The sequence below is a fragment of the Armatimonadota bacterium genome, from assembly GCA_031459855.1.
Classification (GTDB): domain Bacteria; phylum Sysuimicrobiota; class Sysuimicrobiia; order Sysuimicrobiales; family Humicultoraceae; genus Fervidifonticultor; species Fervidifonticultor primus.
The window spans coordinates 1,411,632-1,428,589 of sequence record JAVKHP010000001.1 but is presented as its reverse complement, the minus strand read 5'-3'; the positions used below and the strand labels follow the sequence as shown (position 1 = coordinate 1,428,589).

General features: G+C 72.5%; 13 protein-coding genes. 12 read left to right on the top strand and 1 reads right to left on the bottom strand.

Features of this window, described 5'->3' with window-relative positions:
- Positions 1-21 precede the first annotated feature (21 nt).
- From QN157_06505 to QN157_06460, 10 genes are all read left to right on the top strand, one after another.
- Positions 22-1,905 carry a TRAP transporter fused permease subunit gene (locus QN157_06505; GenBank protein MDR7555246.1) on the top strand — a complete coding sequence of 628 codons (1,884 nt, stop codon included), beginning with the start codon at positions 22-24 and terminating at the stop codon, positions 1,903-1,905.
- Positions 1,906-1,950: 45 nt separating this feature from the next.
- Entirely contained in the window at positions 1,951-3,153 is a 1,203-nt protein-coding gene (locus QN157_06500; GenBank protein MDR7555245.1) for a Xaa-Pro peptidase family protein, read from the top strand.
- 21 nt (positions 3,154-3,174) lie between these two features.
- Positions 3,175-4,230 (top strand): ABC transporter substrate-binding protein, encoded by a 1,056-nt coding sequence (locus QN157_06495; GenBank protein ID MDR7555244.1) that lies wholly within the window; start codon positions 3,175-3,177, stop codon positions 4,228-4,230.
- A 1-nt stretch (position 4,231) separates the two neighbouring features.
- The gene (locus QN157_06490; protein MDR7555243.1) at positions 4,232-4,999 is read left to right on the top strand and encodes an ABC transporter ATP-binding protein; all 768 of its coding nucleotides are present in this window, start codon (positions 4,232-4,234) and stop codon (positions 4,997-4,999) included.
- A gap of 19 nt (positions 5,000-5,018) precedes the next feature.
- Positions 5,019-5,849: an ABC transporter permease gene (locus tag QN157_06485; protein ID MDR7555242.1), complete on the top strand. Its 831-nt coding sequence runs from the start codon at positions 5,019-5,021 to the stop codon at positions 5,847-5,849.
- Positions 5,850-5,925: 76 nt separating this feature from the next.
- On the top strand, positions 5,926-7,206 hold the full coding sequence (locus tag QN157_06480; GenBank protein ID MDR7555241.1) for a Xaa-Pro peptidase family protein: 1,281 nt from the start codon (positions 5,926-5,928) through the stop codon (positions 7,204-7,206).
- On the top strand, positions 7,203-9,521 hold the full coding sequence (locus tag QN157_06475) for a xanthine dehydrogenase family protein molybdopterin-binding subunit (protein ID MDR7555240.1): 2,319 nt from the start codon (positions 7,203-7,205) through the stop codon (positions 9,519-9,521). The genes QN157_06480 and QN157_06475 overlap by 4 nt, the downstream gene beginning before the upstream one ends.
- 66 nt (positions 9,522-9,587) lie before the next feature.
- Positions 9,588-11,522: a tripartite tricarboxylate transporter permease gene (locus tag QN157_06470; GenBank protein MDR7555239.1), complete on the top strand. Its 1,935-nt coding sequence runs from the start codon at positions 9,588-9,590 to the stop codon at positions 11,520-11,522.
- A gap of 154 nt (positions 11,523-11,676) precedes the next feature.
- Entirely contained in the window at positions 11,677-12,816 is a 1,140-nt protein-coding gene (locus QN157_06465; protein MDR7555238.1) for a hypothetical protein, read from the top strand.
- 85 nt (positions 12,817-12,901) lie between these two features.
- Positions 12,902-13,651, top strand: coding sequence for a fumarylacetoacetate hydrolase family protein (locus QN157_06460; protein ID MDR7555237.1), 750 nt, complete (start codon positions 12,902-12,904; stop codon positions 13,649-13,651).
- Positions 13,652-13,668: 17 nt separating this feature from the next.
- On the opposite strand, the gene QN157_06455 is transcribed toward QN157_06460, so the two are convergent.
- Positions 13,669-14,124 (bottom strand): hypothetical protein, encoded by a 456-nt coding sequence (locus QN157_06455; protein ID MDR7555236.1) that lies wholly within the window; start codon positions 14,122-14,124, stop codon positions 13,669-13,671.
- Between the two features lie 224 nt (positions 14,125-14,348).
- Between QN157_06455 and QN157_06450 the strand changes: the two genes are divergently transcribed.
- Both QN157_06450 and QN157_06445 read left to right on the top strand, forming a co-directional pair.
- Positions 14,349-15,884, top strand: coding sequence for an ABC transporter substrate-binding protein (locus tag QN157_06450; protein MDR7555235.1), 1,536 nt, complete (start codon positions 14,349-14,351; stop codon positions 15,882-15,884).
- Between the two features lie 134 nt (positions 15,885-16,018).
- On the top strand, positions 16,019-16,948 hold the full coding sequence (locus QN157_06445) for an ABC transporter permease (protein MDR7555234.1): 930 nt from the start codon (positions 16,019-16,021) through the stop codon (positions 16,946-16,948).
- Positions 16,949-16,958: the final 10 nt, after the last annotated feature.

Here is a 16,958-nt window from a genome sequence, read left to right as displayed (position 1 = left end):
GCGGCAGCCGCAGGAGCGCTGATGCGCGCGCTGGGCCGGCCGTGGGACCTCGTGGCCCAGGTCCTCCTGGGCGCCACCTCGCTCTACTACCTGTGGCTGGCCTGGTACGGTGCGGCGTCGCTGCAGTACTACCGCGGCATCGCCGTGCTGTACAGCCTGGTGGTGCCGCTGCTGCTCTACCGCGGCTGGCGGCGCGACCGCGACGACGCGCCCGCGGCGGTGGACGTGGTGCTGGCGCTGGCGGCCGTAGCCGGCGTGGCCTACTGGATCGTCGAGCACGAGGCCATGGCCTACCGCGCCGGCGCGTACACCACCCTCGACGTGGCCATGGGCGCAGTGGTGACCGCCCTGGCCGTCGAGACTGCCCGGCGCGTGCTGGGTCGCAGCATGGCGCTGGTGGCGCTCCTGCCCATCGCCTACGCCCTGTTCGGGCACTACCTCCCGCCGATCGTCGGCCACCGCGGGTTCACGCTCCGACGGGTGGTGGAGTACGTCTACCTGACCTCCGACGGCATCTTCGGCGTGATGGCCGAGGTGCTGGCCGAGTTCATCATCCCCTTCGTGGTGTTCGGCGCGTTCCTGCAGCGGGCCGGGGCGGCGCGGGTCTTCATCGACCTGGCGCTGGCGCTGTTCGGCCGCATCGCCGGCGGCCCGGCCCAGGCCGCGGTCATGTCCAGCGCGCTGCTGGGGACGATTCAGGGCAGCCCGGTGGCCAACACCGTCACCACCGGCACGATCACCATCCCCCTGATGAAACGCGCCGGGTTCCCGCCCCACATCGCGGCGGCGGTGGAGGGGGCGGCCTCCACGGGGGCCATGGTCCTGCCGCCGGTAATGGGCGCCGGGGCGTTCATCATGGCCGAGATGACCGCCACGCCCTACGCCGAGATCGTGAAGGTCGCCGCGATCCCGGGCCTGCTGTACTTCCTCTCGGTGGGGCTCATGGTCTACTTCGAATCGCGCAAGCTGGGCCTGCGCGGTCTGGCCGCCGATGAGCTGCCACCGCTGGGCTCGACGCTGCGGCGCGGGTGGTACCTGTTCCTCCCGGTGGCGGTGCTGATCGCTCTGCTGGTGGCGCACGTCTCCACCGAGCGGGCGGCCGTCTTCGCCATCCTGGCCACCGTGGCCGTGAGCTGGGTGCGCCGCGAGACCCGCATGGGGGTGCGGGCGATCTGGGAGGCGCTGGTCGAGGGAGCCCGCTCGTCGCTGTTCGTCGGCGCGCTGACCGGCGCCGTCGGCATCGTCATCGGCGTGCTGGCCCTCACGGGGATCGGCATCCGGTTCTCGTACATCGTGGTGGCCCTGGCGGCGGGAGAGCTCTGGCTGACGCTGCTGCTGGTGGCGGTCTCGACGCTGGTGCTGGGCCTGGCGCTGCCCATCACCGCCACCTACCTGATCGTGGCCGTGATCGCCGTGCCCGTGCTGCGCGAGCTGGGGGTGCCGCTGCTGGTGGCGCACATGATCGTCTTCTGGCTGAGCCTCGACTCCAACATCACCCCGCCGGTGGCGCTGGGCCCGTTCGCTGCGGCGGCCATCGCCCAGGCCGACCCCATGCGCGCGGGATGGAACTGCTTCCGCTTCGCCAAGATCATCTACGTCATGCCGGTCCTGTTCGCGTACACCCATCTGTTGCTGACGGGGTCGGTGTGGGAGAACCTGGCCGCCATCGTGGCCGCAACGCTGGGCACCGTGATCTTCGCCAGCGTCGGGACGGCCTACCTCGTCACGCGCACCACGGTGGCGGAATGGGTGGCACTGGCCGTGGCGGGGGTGCTGGGGTTCGTCCCCCGCCCGGAGGCCTGGGCTGCCGCCGTGGCGCTGGCCGGTGCGGTGGCGCTGCGCCAGCGGCGGCGGGCGGGCCACCGTCTGCTGGCGCCGGTGGTGGGCCCGGCGCCACAGGGCTGATGGAGGCGGCGCGCCACCGTGGCCGGCAAGACAGGGAGGGATGCGATGTCCGGTGATCCGCAGCGCCCGGCGGGCGCTCCCGTCGCGGACGAGGCGCTCTACCCGCGGTTCTCGGCGCAGGAGTTCGGCCGCCGGTGGGCCGCGGCCCGGGCGCTCATGGCGCGAGAGGGCCTCGACGTGCTGGTCGTCCACGGCGAGTCGTCGCTGAACCGGCACGCCCAGGCCGACGTGCTGTGGCTGTCGGGCTTCCTGGGCAACCGGCAGACCTACGTGGTCGTCGGCGCGACGGAGGCCCCGGTGCTCTTCGTGCACCCGCACAACCACGTGCCGAATGCCCGCGAGATGGCCAGCGTCGAGGTGCGCTGGGGCGGCCCGGATGCCGCGGCCACCGTGGCGGCGCATGCCCGCGCGCTCCGGGCGGGGCCGGGCACGCTCGGGTACGTCGGGCCGGTGCCCGTGCAGGCGTACCTCACCTGGCAGCGCTTCCTGCCCGGGTGGACGCTGGTCGACGTCACCGCCGCCTTCCGCCAGCTGCGCCTGATCAAGAGCGACGAGGAGATCGCCTGGACGCGCCGCGGCGCGGCGTTGACCGACCTGGCCGTCCAGGCCCTCATCGACGGCCTGCGGCCCGGCATGCGCGAGTACGAGCTGGGCGCGCTGGTGGAAGGCGCCGCGCTGCCTGCCGGCGGCCTGCTGCACCTCGCCTACCTCTCGTCGGCCCCGCAGGACGCCGGCGCGGTGTGCGTCCCGCGGCAGAACCCCTCGGCACGGGTCCTCCAGCGCGGGGACGTGGTGAACTGCGAGATCGGCATCTCGTACTGGGGCTACTCGGGGCAGATGCACCGGCCGATCTTCGTCCAGGCCGAGCCCACCCCCCTGTACCGGCGACTGTGCGACGTGGCCCTCGAGGCCTACACCCGCTGTGCGGAGCGGCTGCGGCCCGGGGCCACCGTGGACGACGTGCTGGACGCTGCCGAGGTCATCCACGAGGCGGGGTACACGATCGTCGACGACGTGCTGCACGGCTTCGTGGTGGGCCTGCTGCCGCCCTCGGTGCGCACCCGGCGTACCGCCGACGGGCCGCACCGGCCGTTCGTCTTCGAGGCGGGCATGTGCGTGGTCGTCCAGCCCAACGTGGTCACGCCCGATCTCCGGGCGGGCGTACAGGTGGGGAACCTGTTTCTCATCACGGCGACCGGTGCCGAGTGCCTGCACCGGCTGCCGGTGCAGTACTACATCACCCGCTGACGCGGGAGAGGAGGAGGACGAATGCGTGGACGTCTGCGCGCGATCGCAGTGCTGGCGATCACGGCAGCGCTGGGCCTTCCGGCGCCGCCTATAGCGTACGCGGCCCCGGCCGGGACGGGCCAGCCGATCTACCCGGCGCCGGGGCCCAAGCGCAAGCTCGTGCTGGGCATGCCGGTGGCGCCGCCCAACGTGGTGCACACGCCCATGGCGCTGGCCAAGGAGTTCGGGTTCACCGACAGGTTCAACATCGACCTGGAGATCAAGAACTTCGAGGGCTCGACCCGCGCGCTGACCGCGGCCATCGCCGGCGACGTGCAGGTGGGCACCCTCGACTGCGTCAACGCCTTCGGCAACGGGGTGCCCCTGGTGGGCTTCTACGGGGGCGCGCCCAAGCTGCCGGTGGTCATGGTCGCGCGCGATCCCATCCGGGACATCAAGGACCTGCGGGGCAAGAAGATCGGCATGTCCAGCGCCCCGGGCGGGTTCATCGACCGCATGAACCGGGCCGTGCTGGCGGCGGCCAACATCCGACCCGACGAGGTCACCATCGTGCAGACCACCACGGCCGGGCGCGTGCCGTCGCTCGTTTCCGGGCAGACCGACACGGCCATCTTCCACTACGAACAGGCCAGCCGGCTGCTGCGCCAGGTGCCCGGGACGCGGGTGATCTTCGACCTGCAGAACGCCCTGCCCAACTACCAGTACCACGTCTACTGCGCCATGCGCAGCGTCGTCGAGCGCCACCGCGAGGCGCTCATCGACCTGGTGGCCGCGTCGATCCTGGCGGTGCGGCACGCCGTCAACAACCGCGCCGAGGCCGTGCGGGCGCTGGTCAAGCTCACGGGCGCCGAGGAGATGGACGCCGGCTACGCCTACGCCCAGATGATCGCGCGGTGCGTCTGGGCCCGCAACCTGGGGCTGGACCTCCGGCGCATCCAGTGGACGATCGACTACAGCTACGAGGGCGGCGAGATGAAGCAGCGCTACCAGGCCGCCCAGCTCCTCGACATGTCCATCGCCAACGAGGCGCTGCGGCGGGCAGGCGGCCCGGTGCCCACCCCGCAGGGGTGCCAGTAGCATGGCCGGACGGGTGAAGATCCGGGTCGAGGGCGCCACGCGCACGTTCCTGGGCGGCGCGGTGCTCGCGCTGGATCGCGTCACCCTGGACGTCTACGAGAACGAGATCGCATGTCTCGTGGGGCCCAGCGGGTGCGGCAAGACCACGCTCCTGCGGGCCCTGGACGGCCTGCTCCCCCTGAGCGCGGGGCAGATCACCATCGACGGCGCACCGGTGACCGGGCCGCCGCCCAACGTGGCCATGGTCTTCCAGCACTTCGGGCTGTTCCCCTGGAAGACCGTGAAGGCCAACGCCGCCTACGGGCTCAAGCTGGCCGGCGCGCCCCGCGACGTGATCGAGGCCCGGGTGCAGCGGGTGTTGAGACTCGTAGGGCTCGAGGGGTTCGAGCACGTTTACCCGTATCAGCTCTCGGGCGGCATGCAACAGCGCGTGGGGCTGGCGCGGGCCCTGGCCATGGCCCCCGAGATCCTGCTGATGGACGAGCCGTTTGCGGCGCTGGACGCCCAGACGCGCGAGCTCCTCCAGGAGGAGACGCTGCGCATCCTCGAGGAAGAGCGCAAGACCATCGTGTTCGTGACCCACAGCATCGACGAGGCGATCCTGCTGGGCGACCGGGTGATCGTCCTGACGGCGCGGCCGGGCCGGGTGAAGCAGATCGTGCCCGTCCCCTTCGCGCGCCCGCGGCGGCTGGCCGCGATCCGGGCCGACCCGGCGTTCGGCGAGCTGCGCACGCGCCTGTGGGAGCTGCTGCGCCAGGAGATGCAGTGAGCCAGAGAGGGTGAGCGCCATGTCCAACGTGGCCCTCGAACTGGAGCGCCGGGCGACGGCCCGGGCCGCGGCCGCGCGGCTGCGGCAGCGCCAGGCCGCGCGCGACGGCGCCGTCCGCGCGGCGGCCGTGGCGGTGGTGCTGGTGCTGTGGGAGGTGGTGGGCCGGCAGATGAGCCCCTTCCTGTTCGCGCCGCCCTCGCGCATCGCCGCGGCCGCCGCGGAGATGCTCGCCTCGGGCGAGCTGTGGCGGTACCTGAGCGAGAGCCTCAAGGTGTTCGTGGTCGGCCTCAGCCTGGGCGCGGTGGCAGGAGTGCTCGTGGGGGTGGCCATGGCGCGGTTCCGGGTGCTGGACCTCGCGCTGGAGCCGATGATGATCGCCCTCTACTCCACGCCCACGGTGGCCCTGATGCCGCTGGTGATCGTGTGGTTCGGGCTGGGCCTGCGGGCCAAGGCCGCCGTGATCTTCCTCTTCGCCCTCTTCCCCATCCTCCTGAACACCTACCAGGGGGTGAAGAGCGTGGACCCGCGCCTGCTGGAGGTCGCCCGATCGTTCCGCAGCCCCGAGCGCGCGCTGTGGGGCGACGTCATCATCCCGTCCTCGCTGCCCTTCATCGTGGCGGGGCTGCGGCTGGCCATCGGGCGCGGACTGGTCGGCATGCTGATCTCCGACCTCTACGTGGCCGTCTCGGGGATCGGGTACCTGATCATGCGCGCACAGCAGCACGTGCGCATCGACCAGATGTTCGTGGGCATCCTGCCCCTCTCACTGCTGGGCGTCACGCTGGTGCAGGGGTTACGGTGGCTGGAGGGCAAGGTGGCGCCCTGGCAGCACCAGGGGCGCGACGACTGACCGGGCGGGCCCGGCGCGCCGCCCGATCGCGCGGCGCGGTCGGAGCAGCCCGGACGCTGTGCAACGGAGGTGACCGGTGGCACCGTTCGAGTTCGAGGCCGTGCGGACGACGCTGGACAACCCCAAGCACTTCGCCGACTTCGTCAACTCGCCGTACTACACCGACGCCGTGTACGACCGCTTCTCCGAGGCCGAGCACCGGCGGCGCTTCGAGCTGACCCGCGCCAAAATGGCGCGCCTGGGGCTCGACGGCCTGATCGTCTGCGGCGGGCCCAGCCACTGGTCGTACGGCGGCGGGGTGTTCTGGCTGACCAACCACCGCGAGTGGCACGCCATGTGCACCTACGTCTTCGTGCCGCGCGAGGGCGAGCCCACGCTGCTCTACGGCATGGGCGGCACCCACGCGGAGGCCACGCGCCGGGCCGTGGCGGTGCGCGACGTGCGGCCCGCGAGCCGGGGGCAGTTCGCCGAGGTGCTGGCGGCCCGCATCAAGGAGCTGGGCCTGGAGCGCGGCCGCATCGGCATCACCGTGGCGGACCCGCGGTACAACGACTACCTGCCGGTGAACCAGTACGTGACGCTGGCGCGGGCCCTGCCCGAGGCCACGCTGGAGTTCGTGGGCGACTTCTTCCACGAGTTCCTGGTGGTGAAGAGCGCCGAAGAGCTGGCCCGGGTGCGCCGCGCGGGCGAGCTGTGCGCGGCCGCGCTTCTGGCCATGGTCGACGCGGCGCGGCCCGGGGTGACCGAGTGGGAGCTGAAGGCCGCCGCGGCCAGCGCCATGCTCAAAGGAGGCGGGGAGGTCGACTTCGTCATCGTGGGTGCCACGCCCATGGACGCCCCGCGCATGGTCTTCGGGAACCCGCGCCCCTCGGGACGGCGCCTGGAGCGGGGCGACATCGTCCTCAACGAGGTGGCCGCAGGCTACGAGGGGTACACGGCGCAGATGGGCGTGCCGATCTGCGTGGGACCGCCCAGCGACCGGGTGCGCCGGATCTTCGACGAGGTGGTCCTGCCGGGGTTCCAGCTGCTGGCGGGCGAACTGCGGCCGGGCAACACGTTCCAGGCCATGGCCCGCCACGCCGGCTTCTTCCGCGCCCACGGCTACCAGTCGCGGCCCATCATCCTGCACGGGCTGGACCTGGTCACGCACGCGCCCGAGGTGCGGGTGGACGGCGCGCACGGCGATCCCGACGACATGGTGATGAAACCGGGGATGACGGTGATGCTGGAACCCAACCTGATCACGCCCGACGGCCTGCTGGGGCTGTTCTTCGGACACACGTTCATCATCACCGAGACGGGCGCCGAGCGGCTGGGCACCCGGGTGCCGCTCGACCTGCTGGTGGCACCCGTATGAGCGCGACGGCGCAGCCCGGCGCCGGCCGGTGGATCGGCCGGCCGCTGCGCCGGCTGGAAGACCAGCGGTTCCTGCGCGGGCAGGCGCGCTACATCGGGGACCTGACCCTGCCCGGCATGCTGCACCTGCTCGTCGTGCGCAGCCCGCACGCGCACGCGCGGCTGGGTCCCATCGACGCACGGCGTGTCCTCGCCGCTCCCGGCGTGGTGGCGGTCCTCACCGCACAGACGCTCGCCGGGCGGGTCCGCCCCCTGCCGGTGGCCGCCCAGGAGGGCACCGCGGTGGCGCGCGAGGCCGCGCACCCGATCCTGCCGCTAGACCGCGTCCGCTACGTCGGTCAGCCGGTGGCCGCCATCGTGGCCGAGAGCCAGGCCGCGGCCGAGGACGCCGCGGACCTGCTGGAGATCGCCTACGAGCCCCTGCCGGCGGTGGTCGATCCGCACCAGGCGCTGCGGGGCGAGGTGCGGCTGCACGACGGCGTGGCCGACAACGTGCTGGCGCGATGGCGGCGGGCCAGCGGCGACGTCGAGGGCGCGTTCGCGCGCGCTGCCCACGTCGTGCGGCAGACCTTCCACATCCCGCGGCTCGCCGGCGCGCCCATCGAGCCCCGCGGCGCGCTGGCCGCGTACGATCCGGGCACCGACGTGCTCACCCTGTGGATCTCGGCCCAGGACCCCCACCGTCCGCGGGCGCAGCTGGCCCGCGTGCTCGACCGCCCCGAGGACCGCATCCGGGTCATCACCCCCGACGTCGGCGGCGGGTTCGGCGTCAAGGGCGCGCTCCCGCCGGAGGCCGCGCTCGCCGCCATCGCCGCGGTGGACCTCGGGCGGCCGGTGCGCTGGCTGGAGGATCGCCGCGAGAACCTGCAGGCGACGTACCAGGGGCGCGGGCTCGACGCCGACGTCGCGGTGGCCGCCGACGCCGACGGCCGCGTGCTGGCGGTGCGCGCCCGTCTCGTGGCCGACAGCGGCGCCTACCTCTTCCCGCCCACGGCCAACATGCCCGTGACCACCGGCACGTTGCTGGTGGGCGCGTACGCGGTGCCGGCCGCCGAGGTCGAGGTGCTCAGCGTGGCGACCACCAAGGTGCCGCTGGGCCCCTACCGCGGGGCCGGCCGGCCCGAGGCCGCGCTGATCGTCGAACGCATGATGGACCTGCTGGCGCACGAGGTGGGGCTCGATCCCGCGGAGATCCGCCGGCGCAACGTCATTCCGCCTGAGGCCTTCCCCTACACGACGCCGTTGGGCCTGACCTACGACTCGGGGAACTACGCGCAGGCGCTGGACCGCGCCCTGGACCTCGTGGCGTACGACCGCTGGCGCGCCGAGCAGCGCCGCGCGCGGGCAGACGGCCGCCTGCTGGGGATCGGGCTGGCGCTCTACGTCGAGCGCGCCGCACCGCAGTTCTGGGAGAGCGCCGAGGTCACGGTCGATCCGGGCGGCCGCGTCGTGGTGCGAACCGGGTCCACCGCCCACGGCCAGGGCCACGAGACGACCTTTGCGCAGATCGCCGCCGACGTGCTGGGGCTCGACCCCGCGCAGGTCGCGGTCCGGCAGGGCGACTCGGCGGTGGTCCCGCGGGGCGTCGGCACGTTCGGGAGCCGCTCCATGGCCACCGGCGGGTCGGCGGTGCTGCTGTGTGCGCGCGCGATCCGCGAGAAGGCCTCGGCGATCGCCGCGCACCTGCTGGAAGCGGCGGTCGACGACATCGAGTGGGCCGACGGCGCGCTCCACGTGCGGGGCCTCCCCGCGCGGGCCGTGCCGTGGGCGCAGGTCGCGGCGGCGGCCTACGACCCCACGAAGTTGCCGGCGGGCCTGGAACCCGGCCTGCACGCGGTACGGTACATCGCCCTGCGTGGCCCGGTGTTCCCCTACGGCGTCTACGTTGCGGTGGTGGAGGTCGAGCGCGAGACCGGCGAGGTGCGCATCCTGCGCTTCGTCGCCGTCGACGACGCCGGGCGCCTGGTGAACCCGCTGCTGGCCGAGGGCCAGGTGATCGGCTCGACCGTCCAGGGGCTGGGTCAGGCGCTGTGGGAGGAAGTCGTCTACGACGAGACGGGACAGCTGCGCACCGCGACCTTCGCCGACTACGCCCTGCCCCGCGCGCCCCACGTCCCGCCCATCGTCACCGCGTTCCTGGAGACTCCCTCGCCGTTCACCCCGCTGGGGGCCAAGGGGATCGGCGAGTCGGGCACCATCGGCACGCTGCCGGCGGTGGCCAACGCCGTGGCCGACGCGCTGCGGCCGCTGGGCATCCGGCACGTCGACGTCCCCTTCACGCCGCCGCGCCTGTGGAAGCTGCTCGCCGGCAGGTGACGCGCCTGCGTCGCGCGCCCCGCAGGACCCCGGCGGGCGGCCCCGCGCGGTCCCGCCACGCGGCCTATGGGTGAGGCGGCAGTCTCGGCGCTGGCGATCTTCGCCGACCCCGCGCGGCTTGGGCTGCTCTTCGCGGGCGTGCTCGCGGGCCTGGTGGTGGGCGTCATGCCCGGCATGGGCGGCATCGTCGCGGTGTCGCTGATCCTGCCCTACATCTACAAGCTCGACGCCGTGGCGGCCGCCGCCATCATGACCGGGGCCCTGGCGGTGGTCCACACCTCCGACACGATCACCTCGGTGCTGATCGGCGCGCCGGGCTCGGCCGCGTCGGCCGTCTCGGTGATCGAGGGCCACCAGCTGGCCCGCCAGGGCCAGGCAGCCCGGGCCCTGGCGGCCGCGTTCCTCTCGTCGCTGGCCGGCGGCCTCGTCGGCGCCCTGGGGCTCACGCTCGCCATTCCGGTGGCGCGCCCGCTGGTCCTGGCGCTGGGATCGCCCGAACTGTTCATGCTCACCGCGCTGGGCGTCTCCTACGCGGGCAGCCTGCTCGGCAAGGAGGCGCGCAAGGGCCTGCTGGCCGGCCTCGTGGGCCTGCTGCTGGGCATGATCGGGCCGTCGCCGGCGGCTGCCCAGGTGCGCTTCGACTTCGGGCGGCTCTACCTCATGGACGGCATCCCGCTGGTGGTGGTGGCGCTGGGCGTCTTCGGCATCGCCGAGGTGATCACGCTGCTCTCCCGGGGCGGCGCCATCGCCGACGCGCCGACCACGCTGGGCGTCGGGTGGGCGCAGGGCCTGCGCGACGTGCTCACCCACCGCTGGCTCGTGCTGCGGGGCGCGCTCATCGGCGTCTGGGCCGGCATCCTCCCGGCGCTGGGCGCCACGGCCGGCACCTGGATGGCCTACGGGCACGTGGTCGCCACCAGCCGCGACCGCAGTCGATTCGGCAAGGGCGACATCCGCGGGATCATCGCGCCCGAGGCGGCCAACAACGCGGTGGCCGCCGGCGACCTCATCCCCACGCTGCTGTTCATGGTGCCGGGCAGCGCGTCGGCGGCCCTGCTGGTGGGCGCCCTGCTGCGCTACGGCATCCTGCCCGGCCCGCGCATCGTGACCGACCACCTCTCGCTGATCTACGTGATCGTCTGGTCGTACGCGCTGGCCAACGTGCTGGGCGCCGGCCTGTGCTTCGCGGCGAGCCCGGCCATGGCGAAGCTCACGCAGGTGCCGTTTGCGCGCCTGGCGGCGCCGGTGCTCATCACCATCGCGCTCGGCGCCTACCAGACCACGCAGGACATGGGCGACCTGGTGGCGCTCTTCCTCCTGGGCCTGCTGGGCTGGGCCATGAGCAAGACGGGCTGGCCGCGCGCCCCGCTGCTCATCGGGTTCGTGCTGGCCGGACCGATGGAACGCTACTTCGTGGTCACGCACAACCTCTACGGCTGGACGTGGCTCGCTCGTCCGGGTGTGCTCGCCATCGGCGCCGTGCTCATCGCGCCGTTCGTCTGGGGGCTGGTGCGGTGGATGCGGGGCCGCGGTCAGGCGCGCGCGGCGGCCGCGGCGGGTCGCGTGCCGGCCGACCTGCTGCTCAGCCTGGTGGTCGCGGGCGTCTTCGTCGTCGCCCTGGCCCAGATCCGCGGCTTCGTCCCCGGCGCCCGGGTGATGCCCCTGCTGGTGGCGGCGCCGGGGCTGGGGCTGGCGGCGCTGCAGGTGCTCCGGGCCCTGCAAGGGCGCTCGGGCGTCGGCGACGAAGATCCTCCGACAGCCGCCGACCTGCGACGGGGGCTGGCCGGCTTCGCGAGCCTGGGCGTCTTCTTCGTCTTGATCTGGGTGGTCGGGTTCCACCTGGCGGCAGCCGCATTCATGCTGGCGGTGACGCTAGGCGAGGCGCGCATGCGGCCGCTGCCGGCGACCGTGTACACCGCGCTGACGGTGGGCGCGCTGGCAGGCTTCGGAACGCTGCTGGGCGTGCACTGGCCCGAGGGGATGCTCGCGCTGCGGCGGTGACCGCGCGGCGACGCAGACGGCCAGGCGACGCAGACGACGCGGGGCGGCGCAGACGACGCGGGGCGACGCAGACGGCGTGGGGCGGCGCAGCGCGCCCGACCTTCGCGCAGTGCGACCTCAGCGCACATGACGCGCGCATGGAAGGAGGCACGTGGTGAGCGAACCAGGACGCCTGCACAACCTCCGGCTCGTCAGCCGGACCCCCTACGGCCCGGTGGGTGCCGGGCAGGTCGTGGTGGACCGCGGCTTCGCCTACATCGCGCCCATGAAGGACGTGGGCACGACCATCGTCGACGTGCGCAACCCGCGCAGCCCCCGGGTCGTGGCACAGCTGCCCTGCCCGCCGAACACGCACATGCACAAGGTCCAGGTCGCCGGCGACCTGATGGTGGTCAACTACGAGCGCCTGCCCGGGTATCGGGGCACCGACTTCACCGCCGGGATCGGCGTCTACGACGTGCACGACCCCACCCGGCCCCGGGAGCTCGCGTTCTTCCCGACCGGCGGGCCGGGCGTGCACCGCTGCTGGTTCGTCGACGGACGGTACGCGCACCTGTCGGCGGGCGCCGAGGGCTACACCGACCAGATCTACCGCATCGTGGACCTGGCGCGCCCCGACCGGCCCGAGGAGGTGGGACGCTGGTGGATCCCCGGCCAGCATGCGGCGGGCGGCGAGGTGCCCGACTGGCCGGCGCACTGGCGGGTGCGCGTCCACGGCGCGCCCTTCGTGGTGGGCGACCGGTGCTACGTGGGCTGCGTGGACTGGGGCTGGGCGATCCTCGACATGACGTCGTGGGCGCAGCCGCGGCTGCTCACCCGACACACCTTCCACCCGCCGTTTGGCGACATGCTGCACACGGCGCTGCCCCTGCCCGGCCGTCGGCTCGTGCTCTGCACGCAGGAAGCGCTGCGGCCGTGGCGGGAAGGGACGGACCGGGAGAAGTTCCTGTGGGTCGTCGACGTCCGCGAAGAGCGCAACCCGATTCCGGTGGCGGCGTTCCGCGTCGACCCCGACGGCCTGGCCGATCCCGACGTCCGCTTCGGCCCGCACAACATCCACGAGAACCGGCCGGGCGGGCGCCAGAGCGAGGAGCGCGTCTACCTGACCTACTTCGCGGGCGGGCTGCGCGTGATCGACATCCGGGACCCGTTCCGCCCGCAGGAGGTCGCCTGGTACGTCCCTGCGGTCGCCACCGGGCGGCCACAGTCCAACGACGTGTACGTCGACGCCGACGGGCTGATCTACCTGGTGGACCGGCTCGACGGCACGCTGGACATTCTGGAGGAAGCATGACGCCTCGACCGCCTGGCGGGAGTCCGGGCGCAGGACCGCGACGGCACGCTGGACATCCTGGAGGAAGCATGAGGCAGCAGCACCGATGGCAACCAGGGGCACCCCGATGATCCACGCCCGCATCGTGCACGACGGTGCCGTCCTCGACGCCCGTGTCGAGGGCGACGTGGTCGTGGCGGGGGCGCTGCGCCTGCCCGTGGCGCAGGCCACCTTCGCCCCGCCCTGCACCCCCACCAAGATCGTCTGCGTCGGCTTCAACTACCGGGACCACGCGGCCGAGCTGGCGTGGGAGCCGCCCCGCGAGCCCCTGCTCTTCCTCAAACCGCCCAGCGCCCTGGTGGGGCACGAGGCGCCGATCCCCTACCCCGCGCACACGCGCCAGCTCGAGTACGAGGCCGAGCTGGCCGTCGTCATCGGCCGGCGGTGCCGGCAGGTCCCCCGGGCGCGCGCGCTGGACGTGGTGTGGGGCTACACCGCATTCAACGACATCACCGCGCGCGACGTCCAGCGCGAGGAGCGCCAGTGGGTGCGGGCCAAGGCGTTCGACGGCGCGGCGCCGCTGGGGCCGTGGATCGTCACCGACCTCGATCCCGGCGCCCTCGACATCGCCGCGCGGGTCAACGGGAAGACCACGCAGGCATCCAACACCCGCCACATGATCTTCGACGTGCCGACGCTCATCGAGGTCGTCTCGTCCTTCATGACGCTCGAGCCCGGCGACGTCATCGCCACCGGCACCCCCGCCGGTGTGGGTCCCCTGCAGCCGGGTGACGTCGTCGAGGTGGAAATCGGCGGGATCGGCGTGCTGCGGAACCGGGTGGTGACAGGGCAGTAACCCGGCGCGGGCCCCGATCAGGCCGGACCCTTCGGCCCGTGCCGGGACCTCGCCACCTCGGGGAAGGGGATCAGTCCCGTCTGGCGCTTCTGGGCCGACTGCTTGGACTGCGGCACGCGCGGGTGCTGGGCGATGTTGAAGTTCAGCTTCTTGCCGCAGGTGCACACCATCTCGAGGCGCTCGGACGCGTCGACCCAGACGTTCCCCTGGGCCTCGGCCCGGCGCCGCGCCGCGTCGACGTTGCCCGCCGCGCGCTCGGCCTCGTCTTCCTTCACGCCCATCTCCCGCGTACCGGTGCCCGACAGCTCGTACATGAGGGCCTTGGGGTAGTAGACGGTGTACCGCCGCCCGCAGCCCCCGCAGGGGAAGGTGAAGATCAGGGCCATGGTGGGTTCATTGTACGGAGGCCGCGGCGAGTGCGTCAATTTGCGTGCCCCCTCGAGCCGGATCGCCTTCCACATCACCGCACCCAACGACCAGTCGTCCTCACGCGTACTCACGTCGGTGGGGGCAGGGCGGACGTCCGCCTGGGTCGAACATCCGACATCGTTAACGCCGCCTGTGTCCCTGCTGTCGAGCGGCGAGCAGCACGTCACTCTCTCTGCGCGGGCCGCGGGATGTTGTCCGGAAGGCCGCGGGTCGCGTCCCCGGCGTGCTGCCCGGGAATACGGGCGGCCCACAGAAGGGGGGAGTGTGCGTGCGCGTGGTGTCCGCGGTGGTTGCAGCGGCGGTCCTGCTCACAGTCGTGGGCGTCGGGACCTGGGGCCAGGCCCAGCCCCGGGTACCGGAGGCCCTGGTGGTGGCCCAGGGTGTCGACATCCAGACCGGCGACCCTCACAAGACGACCCTGACCCACGCTATGAACGTCCTGGCCAACATCTATGAGACTCTGGTCCGGCGCGACGCCGACCTCACCCTCCACCCGGGGCTGGCGGTGTCGTGGCGCGCTGTGGACCCTACCACCTGGGAGTTCCGGTTGCGCCAGGGCGTCCGGTTCCACAACGGCGAGCCGTTCAACGCCCAGGCAGTCAAGTTCTCATTCGAGCGCATGCTGGATCCTCGGACGCGCTGGCCTGGTGCGGGAGCTCTGCGGCTGGTCAAGTCCGTCACTGTAGTGGACGACTTCACCGTCCGATTCACCACCGAGCGTCCCTGGCCGCTGCTGCCGCGCTTCCTTGGCTACTACGGCATGATCGTCCCTCCGAACTACCTGGCCCAAAACGGGGATGAGGCCCTGGTGCGCCAGCCCGTGGGCACCGGGCCCTACCGGTTCGCCCGGTGGGTGCGGGACGACCGCGTCGAGCTGGAGGCCAACTCCGCGTACTGGGGCGGCCGTCCGCAAATCGGCCGGGTGATCTTCCGCGCCATCCCGTCCGAGTCGTCCCGCCTGGCCGAACTGCTGACCGGGTCGGTGCACCTCATCAACCTGGTGCCCCCCGAGCTCTTCCGCCCCCTGCAGCTGTCGGGGCGTGCCAAGCTGGTGCCCGGCAAGAGCCTGAGCGTCTTCTTCGTGATCTACAACCTGGTGAACATCCCCCGGGACAAGCCCCTGGCGGACCGCCGGGTCCGGCAGGCCCTCAACTACGCCGTGGACCGCCAGGCCATCCTGGCCAGCGTGATGCGCGGCGTGGGATCGCAGGTCGGTACGTTCTGCACCGAGGTCATGCTGGGCTGCGACACCTCCCTGGCGGGGTTCTCCTACAACCCCGACCGCGCCCGAGCGCTGTTGCGGGAGGCCGGCTACGCCGACGGCGTGGACTTTTCCATCACCACGACCAGCGGCGCCTATCCGGGCGACCGCGACATCACCCTGGCTGTGGCCGACCAGCTCGCGCGAGTGGGAGTGCGCGCCCGGGTCAACGTGACCGAGTACGGTGTGCAGCTGCGCACCGTGCAGGCCCGCCAGCTGGCCGAAGACGGCTGGTTCACGCGATTTACCGACTTCTTTGGTCTCAGCCACATCATCCCGTTCCGGGCCTTCTACTCACGCGGGGAGTGGTCGTTGTGGCGCCCCGGCAACCCACAGTTCGACCAGCTGATGGAGTCCGCCGACACCGCAACGGACGAGGCACGGATGCGGGAGGTCTCACGGCGGATCCAGGCGATGTTCGTGGAGGAGGCTCCAGCCATCTCTTTGTTCACCGCGCCCAACGTCTACGGGATGCACCGCAACCTGGAGTGGACGCCGCGCCCGGACCTGCTCCTGACCATGGTGGACGCAGCCTGGAAGTGACGCTGTGACCCTACAGGTCTCCCCTTTCCCAGGGGTGGACCACCGGCCCCGCAGCGGACTCCGGCACGGTCGGGAAGACCCGACGCCCGCTGGCGGGACGGAAGGCCACGGCTGTCGGCGTGGGGTTGGGCGCCATGGGTGAGCTGGCCATCCGGCGACTGATACTGTCGGTGACGGCGCTGCTGGGCGTGGTGTCAGTCGTCTTTGTCCTGCTGCACGCCAGCGGAGACCCCGTCACCCTCCTGGTATCCCAGGACGCCACGCGCGAGGACATGGAACGGATCCGCCGGGCCTACGGGCTGGACCAACCCCTGGGGGTGCAGTACCTCCGCTACCTGGCGCGGGTGGCCCGTGGAGACCTCGGCTACTCCTTCCGCCAGGGACTGCCCGTGGCCGAGCTCATCGTCGAGCGCCTGCGGGCGACCTTCGAACTGGCCCTGGCCGGCCTGGCGGTGGCGGTGGGCACGGGCGTAACGTTGGGCCTGGTGGCCGCCGCCCGCCGGGGGTCGCTGTGGGATACAGCTGCCATGACGGCAGCCCTGGTGGGCACCAGCGTGCCCAGCTTCTGGCTGGGGCTGCTGCTCATCATCGCGTTCGGGGTGCACCTGGGCTGGCTGCCCATCTCCGGGTACGGTAGCCTCGCCCACCTCCTCATGCCGGCCGTGGTCCTGGGCGGCTTCTACGGAGCGCAGATCAGCCGTCTGACCCGGGCCAGTCTGCTGGAGGTCCTGGCCCAGGACTACGTGCGCACCGCCAGGGCCAAAGGGCTGAGTTCCCGCGCAGTGCTGGTGCGCCACGGGCTGCGCAACGCGCTGCTGCCCATCCTCACGGTGCTGGGGATGGACTTCGGCCGCATGCTGGGCGGCGCGGTGATCGTGGAGTCCATCTTCGCCTGGCCCGGGATGGGACGGCTGGCGGTGCAGGCAGTGCTGGCTCGAGATTTCCCGGTGGTGCAGGGCGTCACCATCGTGGGGGCCGCCGTGTTCCTCACCGTGAACTTCGTCATCGACCTGCTGTATGGCTGGGTGGACCCTCGCCTTCGCGCAACCACGGCGCGGGCGTAGGCGCACATCG